This is a genomic window from Paenibacillus aurantius, assembly GCF_032268605.1.
Taxonomy (GTDB): Bacteria; Bacillota; Bacilli; order Paenibacillales; family NBRC-103111; genus Paenibacillus_AO; species Paenibacillus_AO aurantius.
Genome location: NZ_CP130318.1, coordinates 4,831,853 through 4,849,581, shown reverse-complemented (window position 1 = coordinate 4,849,581; position 17,729 = coordinate 4,831,853). Strand labels below are relative to the sequence as shown.

Below are 17,729 nucleotides of genomic sequence, written 5' to 3'. Positions count from 1 at the left end.
ATATTCGGAGGCGTCTCTCCGTACAATACAGAAGAGTGCGGTTCACCGGTGAGGAAAACACCGAAAAAGACCGCAGAGGAAGGAAACCCGCGGTCACTCCGAAAAGGAACAGTGATCGGCAATACGGGTACCGACCAGATAGCCCTCCCGGCTCGGCCAAAAGCGCAGGGGAGGCTATTTCTGTTTAGGGAACGAAAGAATCATCAGCACCAATGTCGCGAAAGAGATCATCAGTGTCAGAGCGTCTTTCACTTCCATCGGGCATCACCTCCTAGCGGAGAGGCTGACCGATCACCGTTTGGGAAATAGAGGGAGTAGTATAGTATATCCGGGGGTTATGACGTATAGTATATATCTTTAGATATATATTTTGATGGATCTTGTCCGCTGATTAGTCTATTTTGCAGAAGGGACAAACCGTGGTTATTCGACAGAGAGCGCCCGTATTCGCAGCTCCTGAACGGAGAGGGAAGGGGGCGGCTTCGCTGTTTTCTTTGCGGAAGGGGAGTGCGTGTTGCATCCCGCGTCTATTTCTCCTATAATAACGGATAACAACCAAGCCTCATGCAAGCTGACAACCAGCCAAATGCTTAGACGGAGATAAGTAAGCAGTGCTTCCTTACAGGGAAGGGACGCCGGAGATTGAGAGCGTTCCTACGGAACCAGGCTGCCGAAGTTCCCTCCCGAGCAGTCCCTTGAACCCGCGTGGCATGGAGCCGCACGACAGTAGGGGGCACCGGTTATCGAACCGTTATTCGACAGAGTGAAGCCGGGCGTGTGACCTTTAGTCATGCGACTATAGGCTTAACAAGGGTGGTACCACGGCGCGTCTTCGTCCCTTACGGGGGATGGGAGGCGCCTTTTTTGGTTTCGGCTTGAAGCTTCGAGCACTTATAAACGGAGGGAAAACGATGAAAGAACGTTTGGAAGCATTGAAGGAAGAGGCCCTGCGCGAGTTGTCCCAGGTGGAGAGCAGCCAGCAGCTCAACGACCTCCGGGTCAAATACCTCGGCAAAAAAGGCCCTCTCACCGAAATTTTGCGCGGCATGGGAGCCCTGAGCGCCGAAGAGCGGCCGGTGATCGGGCAGGTGGCGAACGAGGTCCGGTCCGCCATCGAAGAGGTCATCGAGGCGAAGCAGGCCGACTACCAGCGGAAGGAAACGGAGGAGCGCCTGCGCGGGGAAACGATCGACGTGACGCTGCCCGGCCGCCCGTCTCCGCAAGGAGCGGTTCATCCGCTGAGCAAGGTCATCCAGGAGATCGAGGATATTTTTGTCGGCATGGGCTACACCGTTGAAGAGGGTCCGGAGGTCGAACAGGATTATTATAACTTCGAAGCGCTGAACCTGCCGAAGGACCACCCGGCGCGCGACATGCAGGATTCCTTCTACATTACGGACGAGATTCTCATGCGCACCCATACGTCGCCGGTTCAGGTCCGGACGATGCAGCGGATGAAGGGCGAGGTGCCGGTCAAGATCATTTGCCCGGGCAAGGTGTACCGCCGCGATGACGACGACGCCACCCATTCCCATCTGTTTACGCAGATTGAAGGCCTTGTCATCGACCGCAGTATCCGCATGAGCGACCTGAAGGGAACGCTGCTGCAATTTGTGCAGGAGATGTTCGGCAAGGAGACCGAGATCCGGCTTCGCCCGAGCTTCTTCCCGTTCACGGAGCCCAGTGCGGAGGTGGACGTCACGTGCGTCATGTGCGGCGGCAGCGGCTGCCGGGTGTGCAAGCAGACGGGCTGGCTCGAGATTCTCGGCTCCGGGATGGTGCATCCCCGGGTGCTGGAGATGGCCGGCTACGATCCGGAGGAGTACAGCGGGTTCGCCTTCGGAATGGGTGTGGAGCGCATCGCCATGCTGAAGTACGGCGTGGACGACATCCGGCATTTCTACACGAACGACCTCCGGTTCCTGAAGCAGTTCGTTCATATTTAAACCATAGACTAGTAAAAGGACGTGTAAAATAGATGAAAGTCTCTTACCAATGGCTGTCCGATTATGTGGACGTATCCGGCTTCAGCGCGGCCGATCTGGCGGAGAAGCTGACCCGGAGCGGCATCGAGGTCGACACTGTCGAGGACCGCAACAAAGGCGTGGAGAAGGTGGTCGCGGGCTACGTCAAGTCGAAGGAGAAGCACCCGGATGCGGATAAGCTGAACGTATGTATCGTGGATGCGGGACAGGGCGAAGACCTGCAAATCGTCTGCGGGGCCAAAAATGTGGCGGCCGGGCAAAAAGTTCCCGTCGCCCTCGTGGGCGCGAAGCTGCCGGACGGGCTCCAGATCAAGCGCGCGAAGCTGCGCGGCGTGGAGTCGCAGGGCATGATCTGCTCGGCGAAGGAGCTCGGCTTGAACGACCGCCTGCTGCCGAAGGAAATCCAGGAGGGCATTCTCGTCCTGCCGGAGGACGTTCAAGTGGGCGAAAGCATCCTGGACGTGCTCGCCATCGGCGACCGCGTGCTGGAGCTGGACCTGACGCCGAACCGCTCGGACGCCCTTAGCATGCTCGGAACGGCCTATGAGATCGCCGCTATTCTCGGCCGTGAGGTTAAGCTTCCCTCTCCGGAGGAGGGGCTTGTCTCCTCCTCCGAACCGGCCGTCGACCGGCTGAGCGTCTCGATCACCGCTCAAGAGCAATGCACGCACTACGCCTCCCGTGTGATCGAGAATGTGCAGATCGGCCCGGCGCCGCTCTGGATCCAGAACCGGCTTATGGCCGCCGGTATCCGGCCGATTAACAACATCGTCGACATAACGAACTATGTGATGCTCGAATACGGGCAGCCGCTGCACGCGTTCGACGCGGACCGCCTCGAAGGCGGGCGCATCGACGTGCGGCTCGCGAACGAGGGCGAGACCATCGTGACGCTCGACGATGTGGAGCGCAAGCTGGAGCCGCATATGCTGCTTGTCACAGACGGCGCGAAGCCGATCGCCATTGCCGGTGTCATGGGCGGCGCGAACTCGGAGGTAACCGCCGGGACGAAGCGGATCGTGCTCGAATCCGCCAAGTTCTCCGGTTCCTCCGTGCGGCGCACGTCCCGGCAGCTGGGGCTCCGCTCGGAGGCGAGCCTGCGCTTCGAAAAAGAGGTCAATCCCGAAGCGGTGATCGACGCTTTGAACCGGGCCGCCTCTCTCATCTGCCGTTATGCCGGCGGACGCTCGGCCGAAGGCATCGTGGAGGCCGTTACGGCGGGCCGCGAGCCGGTCGACATCCGGCTCACCCTCGCCAAGGTAAACGGCTATCTCGGCACGGAGCTTGCCCTGGACGAGGTGAAAGCGATCCTCGACCGGCTGCACTTCACCTACGGGGAAGCGTCCGATGCCGAGGAAGCGCTGGATGTGCGAGTGCCGAGCCGGCGCGGGGACATTACCCGCAGCGTCGACCTGATTGAAGAGATCGCCCGTCTGCACGGGTACGACAAAATTCCGACAACCCTGATGACAGGAATTACCACACCGGGGTCCTTGACCCGGGGGCAGCAAATCCGCCGCAGCCTTCGAACGTTATTAACGGGCAGTGGTTTGCACGAGGTCATCTCTTACTCCTTCACCCATCCCGGCCAAATCGCCGCCTTCCCGGGCGCTTATACGGACTCCCTGCCGGTGAAGCTGGCCATGCCGATGAGCGAGGAACGCAGCACGCTTCGCACGAGCCTTATTCCGCATCTGCTCGAAACGGCTGTCTACAACCGTAACCGCAGCAATGAGGACGTGGCGGTATTCGAGATCGGCAAGGTGTTCCTCACGAAGGAGGAGCAGCTGACGAAGCTTCCGGAGGAGAAGATGATGCTCGGGATGCTTCTTACCGGTTCAAAGCAGCCGATCCACTGGACGGGCAAGCCGGCGAAGGCCGATTTCTATGACCTGAAGGGTGTTTTTGAGAAGGTCACGTCCTTCCTGGGCATCCAGGAGGTCCGGTACGAAGCTTCCCAGCCGGAGGGCTTCCATCCGGGAAGAACCGCCGACATCACCTTGATCACGAAGGACGGGGAGAAGTGGGCCGGCCGAATCGGCCAGCTTCATCCGGAGCTGCAGCGGGAGCATGATCTCGAGGAGACTTACCTGCTCGAGGTTGAGCTCGATACGCTGGCGGGGGCTGCCGATTTGGCCATCGACTATGCCTCCCTGCCTCGTTACCCGGCCATGACCCGCGACATCGCGGTGGTGGTCCGCCAGGAAACCCCGGTAGGCGCTCTTCAGGCGAAGGTGCGCGAGGTGGCGGGTTCCCTTCTCGAGTCCATCCAGGTGTTCGACATCTACACCGGCGAGCGGCTGGGAGCCGGGCGCAAGAGTGCGGCACTGTCGCTCGTGTACCGTCATCCCGAGCGCACGCTTACGGATGAAGAGGTAACAGAGCTTCATGGCAAGGTTGTGACAGCGCTCGAACAAACTTTTGAGGCGGAATTAAGAAAATAGCAGGAAACCGGGCCGGTTTTGCCGAAGTGGATACGTAAGGCTTTTTCCGACTGCTTTCGAAGAGTGATTCTTCCTTCCTTCTGGACCGAACGGTCGGGGAGAGACGGGAAGCGGCTTAACGAATGGGCGGCAGGGCCGATGTGTGTCGGTGAAACCGGCCTTTACGCATGGGAAGGAGGCACAGTAGAGTGAACTCTGAAGAAAGAACACGTCTAACGGTTGACATATACGGAACGAGCTATCGCCTAATGGGCAATCACAGCATCGGCTATATGAAGCGGGTGGCGGCCCATGTGAACGATCATATGCACCAGATTGCGAACCGCGACGGGCGCCTGGACACGACGAAAATTGCGGTTCTGGCGGCCGTAAACATGGCGGACGACCATTTGAAAATAAAAAACGACCTGGATCAGGCCATCGACGAGCTGATTGCCCTCCGGGAAATGGAAGAAAAACATATCAAGCTTACCGAAGAGCAGGAAAAGCTCAAGGAAACGGCCCGGGGACTCCGCGAGGAGATTGAGAAGTACCGCAAGGAGCAGGGGCGCTGGGCCGAAGAGCGGAAGCTTCTGGAGCAGCAGACGCAGGCCAAGGAAGCGGAGCTGGACCGGTCGATCGAGCGCGAGAAGGAAACGGAGCGCAAGCTGCGGATGCAGCTCGACGAGCAGGCGAAGCTGAACCAGCAGCTGACCACCGTCCGGCAGGAGCTGACCCAGCTGCAGAACGCCCGCAAGGCCGAGCAGGCCCGCTGGACGGAGGAACGGGCGAAGCTCGAGAAGCAGCACGCGGAGGGCTTGTCGGAGCTCGAACGCCGTCACGCGGAAGTGCTGGCCGAGCGGGACAAGGTGATCCACGAGCGGACCGAAGAGATGGAAGTGCTGCGCGAGCTGGAGCAGGAGAAATCCCGCGAGTACTCCGAGCTGACGGAGGAGCTGCACCGGCTGCAGGCGGAAACGGCGACGGCGCGGGAGAAGCTCGAGCAGGAGCAGGTGCGCCTTGTGGAGGAGCTCGCGAAGGAGCGGGCGGCCAGGGAAGAGGAACGCCGAGCGGCCCTTGTCCGTCTGGACGAGCTGCATGCGGAAGCGAGAGCCCGCCTGGACGAGGCCGTCCGCCAGGAGCAGGAGCGGTCGCAGCAGCTGCGGCTCGAGGACCAGACGCGGTTCGAGGACGAGCTCGAGATGGAGCGTCTGCGTCTAGGTGAGGAGCAGGAGATGCAGCTGAAGCTGGCCGCCGAGGAGAAGGAGCGCATGCGCCTGCAGCTGACCGACGGCTTCGAGCAGCAGCAGGGTAAGCTGATGGAGCAGCTCATGCAGGCGGAAGCCCGCCTTAATGAGGTGCGCCGGGAGACGGAGGCCCGCATCGCCGAGCTGCAAAGCCAAGCGGCCGCCCGTCTCGAGGAAGCGCTGAAGGGGGAGCGGGCAAGCCTCGCCAAGGAGCAGGAAGAGAAGCTCCGCGAGGCGGAGACGGTCCGCCTCCAGGAGAAGAAGCGGCTTATGGGCGAGCGCGAGCATGCCCTTCAAGTGCTTCGGGAGGAGCAGGCCCAGACGTTGCAGCGTCTTAGCGACGAGCATGCCGAGGCCCTTCGCCGCGCCAGGGAGGGGCAGGAGGATGCTCTCCGCCGTCTGAAGGACGAGCAGGAGCTGGCCCAGCTCGCCCTCATGGAAGAGGCGGAGGAGGAGCAGAAGCGCCTCGTGGCCGAGAAGGAGCAGGCGCTGAAGGAACGGGAGGAGCAGCTGGCCCAAGCCAGGGCGGCGCTGGAGTCGAGACTGGCGCAGGCGACGGCGGACGGCGACCGTGCACGGCGGCTCCATCAAGAGCAGCTGGCCCAGGTGCAGGCGGAGGCGGAGGATGCCCGCAAGGCTCTCGAAGCGAGGCTGTCGCAAGTCACAGCGGAGGGAGAAAAGGCCCGGGAGGCCTACGAGAAGCAGCTGGCTCTCGTGGAGGCCGAAGGGGAACAGACCCGCCGGGCTCTGCAGGACAAGCTGTCCCGCGTAGAAGCGGAAGCCGCCGAGCGGTCCGCCCGGGAGGCGGCAGCTTCGGCCGAGGCGCTGCGTGGGGCGGAAGCGAAGGCGACCGAGCGGATCACTCAGCTTGAAGCGGCCGCTGCCCGGGAGCTGGAGCAGGTGAAGGCCGAAGCGGCGGAGAAGGTCGCGCAGGCCGAGGCGGCCGCGACCGAGATGCTGACGCTCGCCGAGGAAGAAGCGGACGGCCGGCTGGCGGAGGAGGAAGCCCGCCGCCGTGCCGAGCTGGACCGCGTGAATGCGGAGCTCGAGCGCCGGGAGGAGCAGCTGCGTGAGGAGAAGCGTCGCTGGACGGAGGAGAAGGAGAGCATGGAATACGTCCTGCTCTCCCTCCGTTCCGAACGTGACCAGGCGCTGCAGCGGGAAGCGGCATCCGCTTCCCGTCTAGCCGAGGCGGCCGAGAAGGAAGAGACGCACGTGGCTCTTCTTACGGAGGCCGCTCAGCGGGAGCGCGCACACGCCGAGGAAAGCCGAAAGCTCCAAGCGCTCGAGCGGAGTCTTAAGGAAGAGCGGGAGAAGAACGAACGCCTCGCCCGGGAGCGGGAGGAAGAGCTCCGGACGGCGAAGCACCGGCTCAGCGAGCTGTCCGGTCAGCTGGAAGCCGCAGCCGGCCGCGCGGATTCGCTGGACAGCGAGTACCGCACCCTGCAGGAGCTGTACAGCGAACAGCAGGAGGAGCTGGAACGGCGGGAGCGTGAGGCCGAGCGGCTGGAGCTTGCGCTTCACCAGGAGAAGGAACGGTTCGATAGCCGGGAGCAGGCGGAGATGGGACTGGCGGAGAAATACAGCCGGCTGCAGAACGAGTATGAGCTTCTGAAGAAGGAATATAACGAATGGATCGAGCTTGTCATGGAAAGCGAAGAGCCGAGCCCCAAATAGATGCCGGCGATGACTACTCTTGATGTAGCCGTGACAGCGGGCTTCCTGTTCGCCCTCGTTGTCGGCTACAGGCGGGGACTGATCGGCCAGCTCGTTTCGCTGGCCGGTCTGATCCTGGCCTATTTGGCCGCCTACAAGTACGCCGGGGCCCTGGCGCCGGTGCTGGCGAAGTGGCTTCCTCTCGAAGCCTTCTTCTCCTACAAGAAGTATGAGTATGCCGTTCAGAGCCTGCGGCTCGAAGATTACATTCTGCGGGCGCTGGCCTTCGCCCTTATCTTCTTTGCGGTCAAAATCGCCCTGTCCGTCATAGGCCACGTCCTGAACGTGATAGCTCAGGTGCCGGGTTTGAACAGCTTAAACCGCTGGGGAGGCGCCGCGCTTTCCTTTCTGGAAGCCGCCCTGCTGTTCTGGGTGCTGGTGCACGTCTTGTCGGTCGTGCCCTCGGACCCGATCCAGCAGGCCATGACCCGCTCCCGCTTGGCCACGTTCGTGATGGAGAGCCTGCCGGGCCTGCTGGATACCCTTCCCATCTGGCCGGGAAGGAACCCTTGACCGAACTGCAATGCGAAAGATCGTCTGCAAGCCAAACGCCCCCTCTCTCGATAGGCATCTGGTGCCATGTCGGGAGAAGGGGCGTTTTTTGGATTCCGCGAAAAGCCCTCAAGTCGGCTGGTGCCTTATTCGTTAGAGCATTCGCATCCCTTTTAGGGGATCCTTACGGCGGCGTCCACCAGCCGGCCGGTGAAGCTGCGATCCGGCAGGTCGGCAAGACTGGCAAATTCTCCGACAACGGAATAGGGGTCCCGGCCGGTGGCGTGCATTTCCGTCTTGATGGTGCCGGGATTAAACAGATTAACCAGGATGTTGGAGCCGCTTTCCTCGTCGGCCGTTGTCCGGGTCAAGGACTCCAAGCCGGCCTTGCTGGCGCTGTAGGCCGCAAAGCCCCCGGCTCCGTTCTGGGCCATTCCCGAGGTGACGTTGATGATTCGTCCGTAGCCTTGGTTACGCATGAGGGGCAGGCAGGCCCGGGTCATCAGGAAAGCACCCGTCAGGTTCGTGAAGAGCTGCTCGTTCCAGTCCTCGAGTGTCGTTTCCGCGACCGAGCCGGGCCGGAAGACGGCGGCGTTATTGATCAGGACATCCACCCGTCCGCAGAGCCGCTCGGCTTCCCGGAACAGCCGGGTCACCTCGGCTTCCGAGGAGACGTCTGCGGCAAGTACATGCGCTCGTCCGCCTTGCTTTTCGATCCGGTCCCGGACCGCCTCCAGCCGGTCTTTTCTTCGTCCGCACAGCAGGACAACCGCTCCTTTGGCCGCCAGGGTTACCGCCGCCGCTTCCCCAAGCCCGCTTCCCGCTCCGCTGATCAATACCACTTTATCGAAAAGACCCATCATTCCTACCCCCTTGCTAAGATTATCTTCAGCATACCAAATCCAGGGAAGCAGCGGAACCCGCCGGCCCATAACACTATTTGAAGGTCCTTCCAAGAAATCCTTATAATAGCCCCCAAAGACAAAAGCCCTCCGGAAAAGCCGGAAGGCTAATCAATCCCCGTGGTCTTATTCCACGATAATTTTTGAGACCATGTTCCCATGGCCGGCTCCGCATATGATGGAGCACTTCAGGTTGAACGTTCCCGTTTTGTCGGCGGTAATGGTTTGACTCGATCCGCCCTTCACGTTCAGGCCGAGCTCCTTGGCCTCCATGCCGTGCATCCCTTCCTTGTTCTCCAGGGTGAATTTAACCGTTTCGCCCTTCTTGATGCGGATTTCCTTCTGGTCAAAATCGAAATTTTGAGCGGTGATTTTGATCTCCCGCGCGTTGGCGCTTGCCGCCGTATCCACCGCTTTCGGCTCTTCCTTGCCGCATGCCGCCAATGCGAGCATAAGCATGATCGCGGCCATGGCCAATCCCACTTTACGCATACCTTTTTCCCTCCAGCTGGTTAATGGTTCCGTTTCCGACGGCGGTAACTATCATGATGCTTCGGCCGTCTGCGGACCTCTTTGATTACCATTCTAAGGGAAAAAGGGCGTGCCGTGTGGTGACAATCCGGTGAAGGATTTTGGACCTATTCTCGGAGAAAAAAGCATCCCCGCTGCTGAAAAAGCACCGGGGGTGTGAGGATGATCATAGACGCCTGCGGTCGTCAGGACACCTGCCTTTTTAAGGGCCGTGTCAAGCCTGATTTTCGGTTGCGGCAGCATGAGCTTTCTTAAGTGCGGGCGTGCTCTTCGCCTTCCCCGTTCCGCCGTCCTATTCCCGATACCGGGATGAAAAGGTCAATGATTCCGATAACGAGAGCGGCCAGAATGGCCCCGATCAGCGTGGCGCGGACTCCGCCTACAATGAACTGGGACAGCCAGATAATAAAAGCACTGGAGAGAAAGCCGATAATTCCACGGCCGAAAGGAGTGATCCTTCTTCCGAAAATGCCTTCCAGGATCCAGCCGAGCACCGCAATGACAAGGGCGAGAAGAAGGGCGCTGCCGAAGCCTCCCACTCTAAAGCCCGGTACGAGCCATCCGGTAACCAGAAGCACCAGGGCGGAAACGATAAAGCGGACGATATGACCCAGAATGTGCACGTTTGATCCTCCTAAACGGTATTTTGGCCACGCCAGTACGAATTAGGTTGCCCCTCGGTCAAAGTTATATGAGGGAAGGGGAGGTGGAATTTTTAGGTATAACCCAACTCGCCGAATAGCGTATCCTGCAGGGGTTAGCTATAATAGAGGTAGCCTGCCCTATACACGCCCCCGGTCTGCAGGACCGAGGAGGCTTTGACCGATTCGGCTGGACAGGGCTTGTCGTAACCTGGAGAAGATTGCCGGGTGCCGCTTTCATCAGGAATGAACGAAGGCGGACTAAAGCTGGGAGAAGGTTGGAACGTTGGACGCGAAACTGTTGAAAACTTTGGAATTCACGAAAATTTTAAATACATTGGAAGGCTTGGCCGAAACCTCCCTTGGCAAAAGGAGAGCGGCCGCTCTCCAGCCTCATAGCGACCTCGAGGAAGTCAAGCGGAGGCTTCAGGCTACGGATGAAGCCTTTAAGGTCGACCGGCTGAAGGGAGGGGCTCCCTTCGGAGGAATCCGCGATGTGGAACCGGGGCTCCGACGCTCCAAAATCGGGGGGATGCTGAATCCGGCGGAGCTTCTGGACATCGCCAACACGATGTACGGGGCCCGAAGGCTGAAGCGCTTTCTTCTCGTCCTACACGAGGATGAGCCGATTCCGCTGCTGGCCGCTCTGGCCGAGGGATTGAACGAGGAACGCCAGACCGAGGAAAGAATCAAAGCCTGCATCGACGATAACGGCATGGTCGTGGACCAGGCGAGTCCGGAGCTGGGGCGGATCCGCCAGGAATTGAGAACCGGTGAAGCGCGCGTGAGGGAACGGCTCGAGCAGATGATCCGCAATCCTTCCACTCAGAAGATGCTCCAGGATAACCTGATTACGATCCGCAACGACCGGTATGTCATCCCGGTTAAGCAGGAGTACCGGTCGCACTTCGGCGGGATGATCCACGACCAATCCACCTCCGGGGCCACGCTCTTCATCGAGCCGGAGGTGATCGTGCAGATGAACAACCGGCTCCGGGAGCTGAAGCTGAAGGAAGAAACGGAGATCGAGAAAATTCTTCGGGAATTAACGGCGCTGGTGGCGGAAATCGCGGATTTCCTTCTGAGCGACCTGGATATTCTGGGCGAACTGGATTTTGCCTTTGCCAAGGCGGGGCTCGCCCGGGAATGGAAGGGAACCCTGCCGATGATGAACGACCGCGGGTTCCTCAAGCTGAAGAAGGGGCGTCATCCCCTCATTCCCCGGGACAAAGTGGTTCCCCTTGACGTGGAGCTCGGCAACTCATTCAGCAGCATCATCGTGACCGGACCGAACACCGGAGGAAAAACGGTTTCGCTCAAAACCATCGGGCTGCTCAGCCTGATGGCGATGTCCGGCTTGTTCGTGCCGGCTGAGGAAGGCAGCCAGCTTTGCGTGTTTGATTCCATCTACGCGGACATCGGCGACGAGCAGAGCATCGAGCAGAACCTCAGTACCTTCTCGAGCCATATGACAAACATCATCCGCATTCTCCGGAACATGACGCCGAAGAGCCTGGTCCTTCTGGATGAAGTGGGGGCGGGGACGGATCCGGCCGAAGGCTCGGCTCTGGCCATTGCCATTCTCGAGCATATTCACGCCAAAGGCTGCCGCATGGTGGCGACCACCCACTACAGCGAGCTGAAGGCGTACGCCTATGAGCGGAGCGGCGTCATCAACGCCAGCATGGAGTTCGACGTGAATACGCTCAGCCCGACCTACCGGCTGCTCGTCGGGGTGCCGGGGCGAAGCAACGCGTTCGCCATCGCCGAGCGGCTCGGGTTAGCTAAGCCGATCATCGAGCACGCGCGCGGCCAGGTCACCGAAGAGGACCAGCGCGTGGAAACGATGATCGCGACGCTCGAGGAGAACCGGCTCACGGCGGAGGCGGAGCGCCAGAGCGCCGAGCAGCTGCACCGCGAGGTCGAAGCGCTGAAGCGGCAGCTCGACGACCAGCAGCGGCGCTTCGAGGAGCAGCGCGGGCGGCTCCTGGCGAAGGCGGAGCAGGAGGCGGCCGACGCGGTGGCGAAGGCCCGCCGCGAAGCCGATGCGATCGTCGCCGACCTGCGACGGATGGCGCTCGAGGAGCGTTCGTCGATCAAGGAGCATCAGCTGATCGACGCGAAGCGCCGGCTGGACGAGGCGGCGCCGAAGCTGCGCAAGCCGGGAACCGGCGCCTCCCGCCAGCTTCCGCCGAAGAAGGAGCGGGCGATCCGTGCGGGCGATGAGGTTCGCGTAGGCAGTCTCGGCCAGAAAGGCCACGTCGTCGACTTGGCCGGAACCGAGGCCACCGTCCAGCTCGGGATCCTGAAGATGAAGGTCCCCGTGAGCGACCTGGAGCTGCTGAAATCGGCTCCCGAGAACCAGAAGCCTCAGCAGCAGGTCGTTACGGGCGTCAAGCGTTCGCGGGACGAGAACGCGCGGACGGAGCTGGATCTCCGCGGCTCCAACATTGAAGAAGCGATTATCGAGATCGACCGGTTCTTGGACGAATCCTTCCTCGCCAACTTCAGCCAGGTTTATTTGATCCATGGCAAGGGAACCGGGGCGCTCCGGACCGGCGTACAGGATTTTCTGCGCCGGCACAAGCACGTAAAGAGCTACCGGATCGGCAATTACGGGGAAGGCGGAACCGGGGTTACCGTTGTGGAACTGAAATAAGACAGGCGGGGTTTCAGAACCCGAAAGAAACGGGTAATTTCCCGGATAAAGAATTTTTTGCGGAAAGTGAAACTCTGTCTATCATGGCACGTAGAAATAGGTGTGAAACGCTCGAGCCAATCCAACCCAACCAAATAAATTACCTTTCCAGGAGGAACCAATCAATGGGAATTTTTAAAAGACTGCGTGACCTGACGGCGGCTTCGATTAACGATCTGCTCGACAAAGCGGAAGACCCGGTTAAGATGCTGAACCAGTTCCTGAGGGATATGGAGCAGGACATTATGGATGCCGAAGCGGCTGTCGCCAAGCAGATTGCCGTAGAGAAGAAGTTCAAGCAGCAGTATGAAGAAGCCGAAGAGATGGTGCAGAAGCGTCAGACCCAAGCCGAGAAGGCTCTGGAGCAGGGCAACGAAGATCTGGCCCGCCGCGCCCTGCAGGACAAGAAAGAGCACCAGACCCGCTATGATGAAATGAAGAACCAATACGCCATCGCGAAGGAGAACGCCGACCGTCTTCGCAGCCAGCTGTCTGAGATGAAGGACGAGTTCAACAAGATGAAGAACAAGAAGGATCTTCTGGTGGCCCGCGCCGAGGCGGCCAAAGCCCAGAAGTCCATCAACCAGGCGATGTCCGGCTTCGGGACCGACAACGCGGCCCGCGGCTTCGACCGCATGAGCGATAAGGTGGCCCAGCTGGAAGCGGAAGCCCAGGCGAGCAACGAGCTCCGCAGCTCCAACCGCTCCCTCGACGACGAGCTTTCCAAGCTGGATCAGAACGACGGGGTCGAAGATGAGCTCGCTGCGCTGAAAGCCAAAGTCGCGAACAAGAATCAGCAGCAGTAAACATTTTTGTGGTAAACTCACCATAAAGGACCGAAGAGACTGGAGGTAGCTTCAGTCTCTTCCAACGTTCATACATACCTTTTGAAGGGCGTGTATTTCTATGAATGAAGAGGTGGATCAATTAATGGCTAACCCGTACCTGGAAACACTCGCGTTCTTCTCGGTCGCGGCCGTGGCACTCATCGTGTTTATGGTTATCTTCAACTATGTCACCCGCTATAACGACTGGGAGGAAATCAAGAATGGAAACGTCGCCGTGGCGATGGCCACCGGGGGCAAAATTTTTGGAATCTGCAACATTTTTCGCTTTGCCATTCTGAATAACGATACATTGCTCGAATCGGTGATCTGGTCCTGCTATGGGTTTGTCCTGCTCTTGGTCGCTTATTTCGTCTTTGAAATGCTTACCCCGTATTTTAAAATCGACGAGCAGGTCAAGAATGATAATAAAGCGGTCGGCCTCATATCGATGATCATCTCGATTTCCGTCTCGTACGTCATTGGAGCGAGCGTGACATGAAGTATTTGTGGGGAACGCTGTTTGCGGTGGCTTTTGTCTTTCTGGCCATCGGCCTATATTATTTATCGACAACCTGGTAACGGGGGGGACAGACATTGGAATCGGAAGAGAAGCAAGTATGCCCGTGGTGCCATACGGAGATTGTCTGGGATCCCGAGCTTGGACCCGAAGAAGAGTGCCCGCACTGCTTCAATGAGCTGGGGGCCTACCGCAGCGTAACGTTCGGAGCGCCTGCGGAGGAGGAAGACGAGGAGGAGCTGGATGCCGCCCCGGTCGGGGAGCTGGACGATCTGGATGAGCTCGAGGAAGAGTACCGGGACGAATACAGCGAGAAGGTGGAGCAGGTGATCGACGGCCAGGAGGAAGCCCCGGAATGCACGAACTGCCGCGAGCTGATGCTGTTGGCCGGACAGAGGACCACCGGGAAGGAAGCCTGGAGCCCGCTTGTGCCGGAGGCTGTCGGAAAGCCTTTGCTCGCCGCGCTGGAAGAGAACGTCTATGTATGCCCTTCCTGCTTCAAGACGGAAAGCTATTTGACGGAGAAAGCCCGCCTCGCCCTCCTCAAGGCGGTTAAGGATTAAGGCGGCGGAAGAACCCCAGGCCCCGGGCCCGGGGTTCTTTGCCGTTGTCTTACTTTTTGAGTATAACGATTGTGTCCGTGGTGGAGCGGGCTTGTTTCCGTTAGGATGGAAGAAAGCCCTAGCCGGTAACTTGTTTGGCGGTAAGCCGCGTATGCACGGTTGGGTGATGGATTAAAGATATAACATGGGCGGATAAGACTGGGGAAGCAGGTAGAGAATTCATGACAAAAGGGCATTGGGAAGAAGCGGGCGTTACCGAGATCCATGCGGCCTACCGGGACGGTTCGCTGACGGCGGTAAAGCTGGTGATGTATTATTTGGACCGGATCGCCCGGCTCGATAAGGACGGGCCCGGTATTCAGTCGGTCCTGGAGGTGAACCCGGACGCGCTGTTTCAAGCGGAGGCGCTTGACCGGGCTTATCGAGACAGGGGCTTAACGGGGCCTCTTCACGGAATTCCTCTTCTCTTGAAGGACAATATCGATACCGGGGACCGTATGCCCACCAGCGCCGGATCGCTTGCGCTTAAGCACTCGTTCGCGTTGGAAGATGCCGCCTTGGTCGCCCGGCTGAGAAAGGCGGGCGCCATCCTGCTCGGCAAAGCCAACATGACCGAATTCGCCAACTTCATGACGGAAGGAATGCCGGCAGGCTACAGCTCGCGGGGAGGCCAGGTTCAGAATCCGTACAAGAGGGGGGCGCATCCGGGAGGTTCCAGCACCGGTTCGGCGGCCGCCGCGGCATCCGGCTTCTGCACGGCGGCCGTCGGTACGGAAACCTCCGGATCGATTCTCAGTCCGGCCAGCAAGCAGGCGTTGGTGGGCATCAAGCCGACAGTGGGGCTGATCAGCCGAAGGGGCATCATCCCCATCACCTATTCCCAGGACACGGCCGGTCCATTGGCCCGTTCGGTGGAGGATGCCGCCATTCTGCTCGGGGTTATGGCGGGCGAGGATGAGCGCGATCCGGCCACCCTCCACGTCGAACGCCCCGCCGATTACAACTCGTTTCTGGACCGGGACGGAATAAAGGGAGTCCGCCTCGGCATTCCGCGCCTGTCCTTCTGCGAAGGACTGACGGAGGAACAGCTCAACCTGTTCGAGCAGGCGATTGAGGAGCTGCGCCGCCAAGGGGCCGTTATCGTCGATCCGGCCGACCTGCCGTCCGCGGCGGAGATTGGACACTCTTCCGTCCTTATGCATGAGTTTAAATCGGCGCTTCAGAGCTACCTGGCGGGTCTTGGTCCCGGGGCTCCCGTCCGGACCCTGGCGGAGATCATTGCCTTCAACCAGGCGCATCCGGACGAAACGTTGCGGTACGGGCAGACGCTTCTGGAGCATGCCGAAGAGAGGACGAGCGGCACCTTAACGGAACCGGCTTATTTGGCCGACCGGGCCCGGGATCTGCGCCTTTGCCGGGAGGAAGGAATCGATGCCGTGTTGAAGGAGCACGGCCTGGATGCCATCCTATTTCCGGGAGACGAGGGAGAAGCCGTCGGGGCAAGAGCCGGGTATCCGTCCATCACGGTCCCGGGCGGTTTTACCTCAGAAGGGCTGCCTTACGGAATCACCTTCACGTCGACCGCCTTTAGTGAGCCTATTCTGCTGAAGCTGGCCTATGCCTTCGAACAGGCAACGCGGCACCGGAAGCCGCCTCGTCTTAGCAGGTGATGGCTGCCTTCAAGCGGGCGTCCCCCGGCAAGATGGGGAGATGGACCGGGGAAGGACGAATGTTTCCTTTTCCGGATAATCCGGTAAGGGGAGGGGAAAGGTAAACAGGCTGTTTTCTATTTCCCTTAACGGGTAACCGGGTGAGTGAATGAACGAATCGATACAAGACCGCAAAGCCCGGCGCATTGTCTTTGTGCCGGGCTTTGGCCGCCATCGGGAACATTCGTCCGAGGACGAAGAAGAACGGGAAGGACGGGAAGGGGCCGGTCTAACTCCCCAGACGCGTCTTCTGCTTCTCGTGAATGCTTTGTTCGGAACGGCCAATGCCTTGTCCGGCACGTTCGTGAGCATCTATTTGTGGAAGGCTCGAAACGATTTTGCCATGATTGCCTGGTTTGCCGTTTATCAGCAGGTGTTCATGGCGCTGACCTTCTGGATTGCAGGAAAGTGGGTCAAGGAACGCAACAAAATGAATTCGCTCCGCCTCGGCATCGCCCTCTCCGCCTTGTTCTACGTGCTGGTGCTCCTTCTTGGCGTACGCTCGGTGGATTACATTTTTTGGCTGGGGAGTGTGCAGGGCTTGGCCTCGGGATTCTTCTGGCTGGCCTTCAATGTCGTTTATTTCGAAGTCACCAATCCGGACAACCGGGACCGCTTTAACGGCTGGGCGGGCTTATGGGGATCGGTAGCCGGGATGGTGGCTCCCTGGGTTTCGGGCTTTCTTATCACGCACTGGAAAGGGACAGGAGGTTACCGTCTGATCTTTACGCTGTCGCTGGTGATCTTCCTGGTCGGCGTGGTCCTGAGCTTCTGGCTTCGCAAGCGTAAAGTTCAAACGTGCTATGACTGGTGGTTCCCCTTCCGCAAAATGGCCGACCGGAGCAGCCGGCGCGTCTTGTGGGGGCTAGCTGCTCAAGGAATCCGGGAAGGGGTATACTCGTTCCTTATCGGCCTTCTGGTCTACCTTGCGACGAAGAACGAAATGAAGCTCGGGAGCTTCTCCCTGATCACCTCAGGGGTTGCCCTCGTCAGCTTCTGGGCGGCGGGCCGCTGGTTTCGGCCCCGCTTCCGGAAATGGGGCATGCTGCTCGGCATCCTTGCCATGATGGGGGTTGTTCTTCCGCTCTTCTGGCGGGTCAGCTATGGAACCCTCCTCTTGTTCGGCATCGGCACCGCTCTGTTCATTCCGCTCTATACCCTGCCGGGAACCTCCGTGGTGTTCGATTGGATCGGCCGCCAGGAGGACGGGGGGAGCCGACGGGTGGAGTACGTGGCGACCCGGGAAATGGCGATCAACGCCGGGCGTCTGTTCGGGACGCTGCTCTTTATTGCGGTAATCTCCTGGAGCCGCTCGCCCCTCGTGATCAACAGCCTCCTCCTGTTTATCGGCAGCACCCCGCTGATCATGTGGGCATGTCTTCTGCCGCTTCTGGAGCGGCAGGCGCACACGGGGTCGGGTGGCGGCGGTAAGTCCTAGCCGCCGGGATAGGGCGGCCTCCCTCGCCCAATGCATCCGG

General features: G+C 59.9%; 14 protein-coding genes. 10 read left to right on the top strand and 4 right to left on the bottom strand.

Annotated elements, in window-relative coordinates:
• Positions 1-174 precede the first annotated feature (174 nt).
• A complete protein-coding gene (locus MJA45_RS28675; RefSeq protein WP_407083170.1) occupies positions 175-258 on the bottom strand; it encodes a putative holin-like toxin in 84 nt (27 codons plus the stop codon).
• 653 nt (positions 259-911) lie between these two features.
• On the opposite strand from MJA45_RS28675, the gene pheS reads away from it, so the two are divergent.
• The 4 genes from pheS (at position 912) to MJA45_RS21905 (ending at position 7,884) form a co-directional block, all read left to right on the top strand.
• Positions 912-1,946, top strand: a complete 1,035-nt coding sequence (pheS, locus tag MJA45_RS21920) for a phenylalanine--tRNA ligase subunit alpha (RefSeq protein WP_315604029.1) — start codon at positions 912-914, stop codon at positions 1,944-1,946.
• A 32-nt stretch (positions 1,947-1,978) separates the two neighbouring features.
• Positions 1,979-4,429: a phenylalanine--tRNA ligase subunit beta gene (gene pheT / locus MJA45_RS21915; protein WP_315604028.1), complete on the top strand. Its 2,451-nt coding sequence runs from the start codon at positions 1,979-1,981 to the stop codon at positions 4,427-4,429.
• 188 nt (positions 4,430-4,617) lie between these two features.
• The gene (gene zapA / locus MJA45_RS21910) at positions 4,618-7,332 is read left to right on the top strand and encodes a cell division protein ZapA (protein ID WP_315604027.1); all 2,715 of its coding nucleotides are present in this window, start codon (positions 4,618-4,620) and stop codon (positions 7,330-7,332) included.
• On the top strand, positions 7,333-7,884 hold the full coding sequence (locus MJA45_RS21905; protein WP_315604026.1) for a CvpA family protein: 552 nt from the start codon (positions 7,333-7,335) through the stop codon (positions 7,882-7,884).
• Positions 7,885-8,036: 152 nt separating this feature from the next.
• Here the strand turns inward: MJA45_RS21905 and MJA45_RS21900 are convergent, their stop codons facing one another.
• From MJA45_RS21900 to MJA45_RS21890, 3 genes are all read right to left on the bottom strand, one after another.
• Positions 8,037-8,723, bottom strand: coding sequence for an SDR family NAD(P)-dependent oxidoreductase (locus tag MJA45_RS21900; protein WP_315604025.1), 687 nt, complete (start codon positions 8,721-8,723; stop codon positions 8,037-8,039).
• A 168-nt stretch (positions 8,724-8,891) separates the two neighbouring features.
• Positions 8,892-9,257: a cupredoxin domain-containing protein gene (locus MJA45_RS21895; protein WP_315604024.1), complete on the bottom strand. Its 366-nt coding sequence runs from the start codon at positions 9,255-9,257 to the stop codon at positions 8,892-8,894.
• 290 nt (positions 9,258-9,547) lie between these two features.
• Entirely contained in the window at positions 9,548-9,919 is a 372-nt protein-coding gene (locus MJA45_RS21890) for a phage holin family protein (protein WP_315604023.1), read from the bottom strand.
• A 304-nt stretch (positions 9,920-10,223) separates the two neighbouring features.
• Here MJA45_RS21890 and MJA45_RS21885 point away from each other — a divergent pair, with 304 nt between their 5' ends.
• The 6 genes from MJA45_RS21885 to MJA45_RS21860 all read left to right on the top strand — a co-directional run bounded on the left by MJA45_RS21885 (position 10,224) and on the right by MJA45_RS21860 (position 17,689).
• The gene (locus MJA45_RS21885) at positions 10,224-12,596 is read left to right on the top strand and encodes an endonuclease MutS2 (protein ID WP_315604022.1); all 2,373 of its coding nucleotides are present in this window, start codon (positions 10,224-10,226) and stop codon (positions 12,594-12,596) included.
• A gap of 164 nt (positions 12,597-12,760) precedes the next feature.
• Positions 12,761-13,441, top strand: coding sequence for a PspA/IM30 family protein (locus MJA45_RS21880; RefSeq protein WP_315604021.1), 681 nt, complete (start codon positions 12,761-12,763; stop codon positions 13,439-13,441).
• Positions 13,442-13,541: 100 nt separating this feature from the next.
• The gene (locus MJA45_RS21875; RefSeq protein ID WP_315604020.1) at positions 13,542-13,961 is read left to right on the top strand and encodes a DUF350 domain-containing protein; all 420 of its coding nucleotides are present in this window, start codon (positions 13,542-13,544) and stop codon (positions 13,959-13,961) included.
• A gap of 95 nt (positions 13,962-14,056) precedes the next feature.
• The gene (locus MJA45_RS21870) at positions 14,057-14,542 is read left to right on the top strand and encodes a hypothetical protein (protein WP_315604019.1); all 486 of its coding nucleotides are present in this window, start codon (positions 14,057-14,059) and stop codon (positions 14,540-14,542) included.
• A gap of 221 nt (positions 14,543-14,763) precedes the next feature.
• A complete protein-coding gene (locus tag MJA45_RS21865; RefSeq protein ID WP_315604018.1) occupies positions 14,764-16,212 on the top strand; it encodes an amidase family protein in 1,449 nt (482 codons plus the stop codon).
• Positions 16,213-16,360: 148 nt separating this feature from the next.
• Entirely contained in the window at positions 16,361-17,689 is a 1,329-nt protein-coding gene (locus tag MJA45_RS21860; RefSeq protein ID WP_315604017.1) for an MFS transporter, read from the top strand.
• Positions 17,690-17,729: the final 40 nt, after the last annotated feature.

Bases quoted from the DNA above. Each gene is read 5' to 3' on its own strand.
- MJA45_RS28675 (WP_407083170.1), bottom strand. From the start codon at position 258: ATGGAAGTGAAAGACGCTCTGACACTGATGATCTCTTTCGCGACATTG.
- pheS (WP_315604029.1), top strand. From the start codon at position 912: ATGAAAGAACGTTTGGAAGCATTGAAGGAAGAGGCCCTGCGCGAGTTG.
- pheT (WP_315604028.1), top strand. From the start codon at position 1,979: ATGAAAGTCTCTTACCAATGGCTGTCCGATTATGTGGACGTATCCGGC.
- MJA45_RS21905 (WP_315604026.1), top strand. From the start codon at position 7,333: ATGCCGGCGATGACTACTCTTGATGTAGCCGTGACAGCGGGCTTCCTG.
- MJA45_RS21900 (WP_315604025.1), bottom strand. From the start codon at position 8,723: ATGGGTCTTTTCGATAAAGTGGTATTGATCAGCGGAGCGGGAAGCGGG.
- MJA45_RS21895 (WP_315604024.1), bottom strand. From the start codon at position 9,257: ATGCGTAAAGTGGGATTGGCCATGGCCGCGATCATGCTTATGCTCGCA.
- MJA45_RS21880 (WP_315604021.1), top strand. From the start codon at position 12,761: ATGGGAATTTTTAAAAGACTGCGTGACCTGACGGCGGCTTCGATTAAC.
- MJA45_RS21875 (WP_315604020.1), top strand. From the start codon at position 13,542: ATGAATGAAGAGGTGGATCAATTAATGGCTAACCCGTACCTGGAAACA.
- MJA45_RS21865 (WP_315604018.1), top strand. From the start codon at position 14,764: ATGACAAAAGGGCATTGGGAAGAAGCGGGCGTTACCGAGATCCATGCG.
- MJA45_RS21860 (WP_315604017.1), top strand. From the start codon at position 16,361: ATGAACGAATCGATACAAGACCGCAAAGCCCGGCGCATTGTCTTTGTG.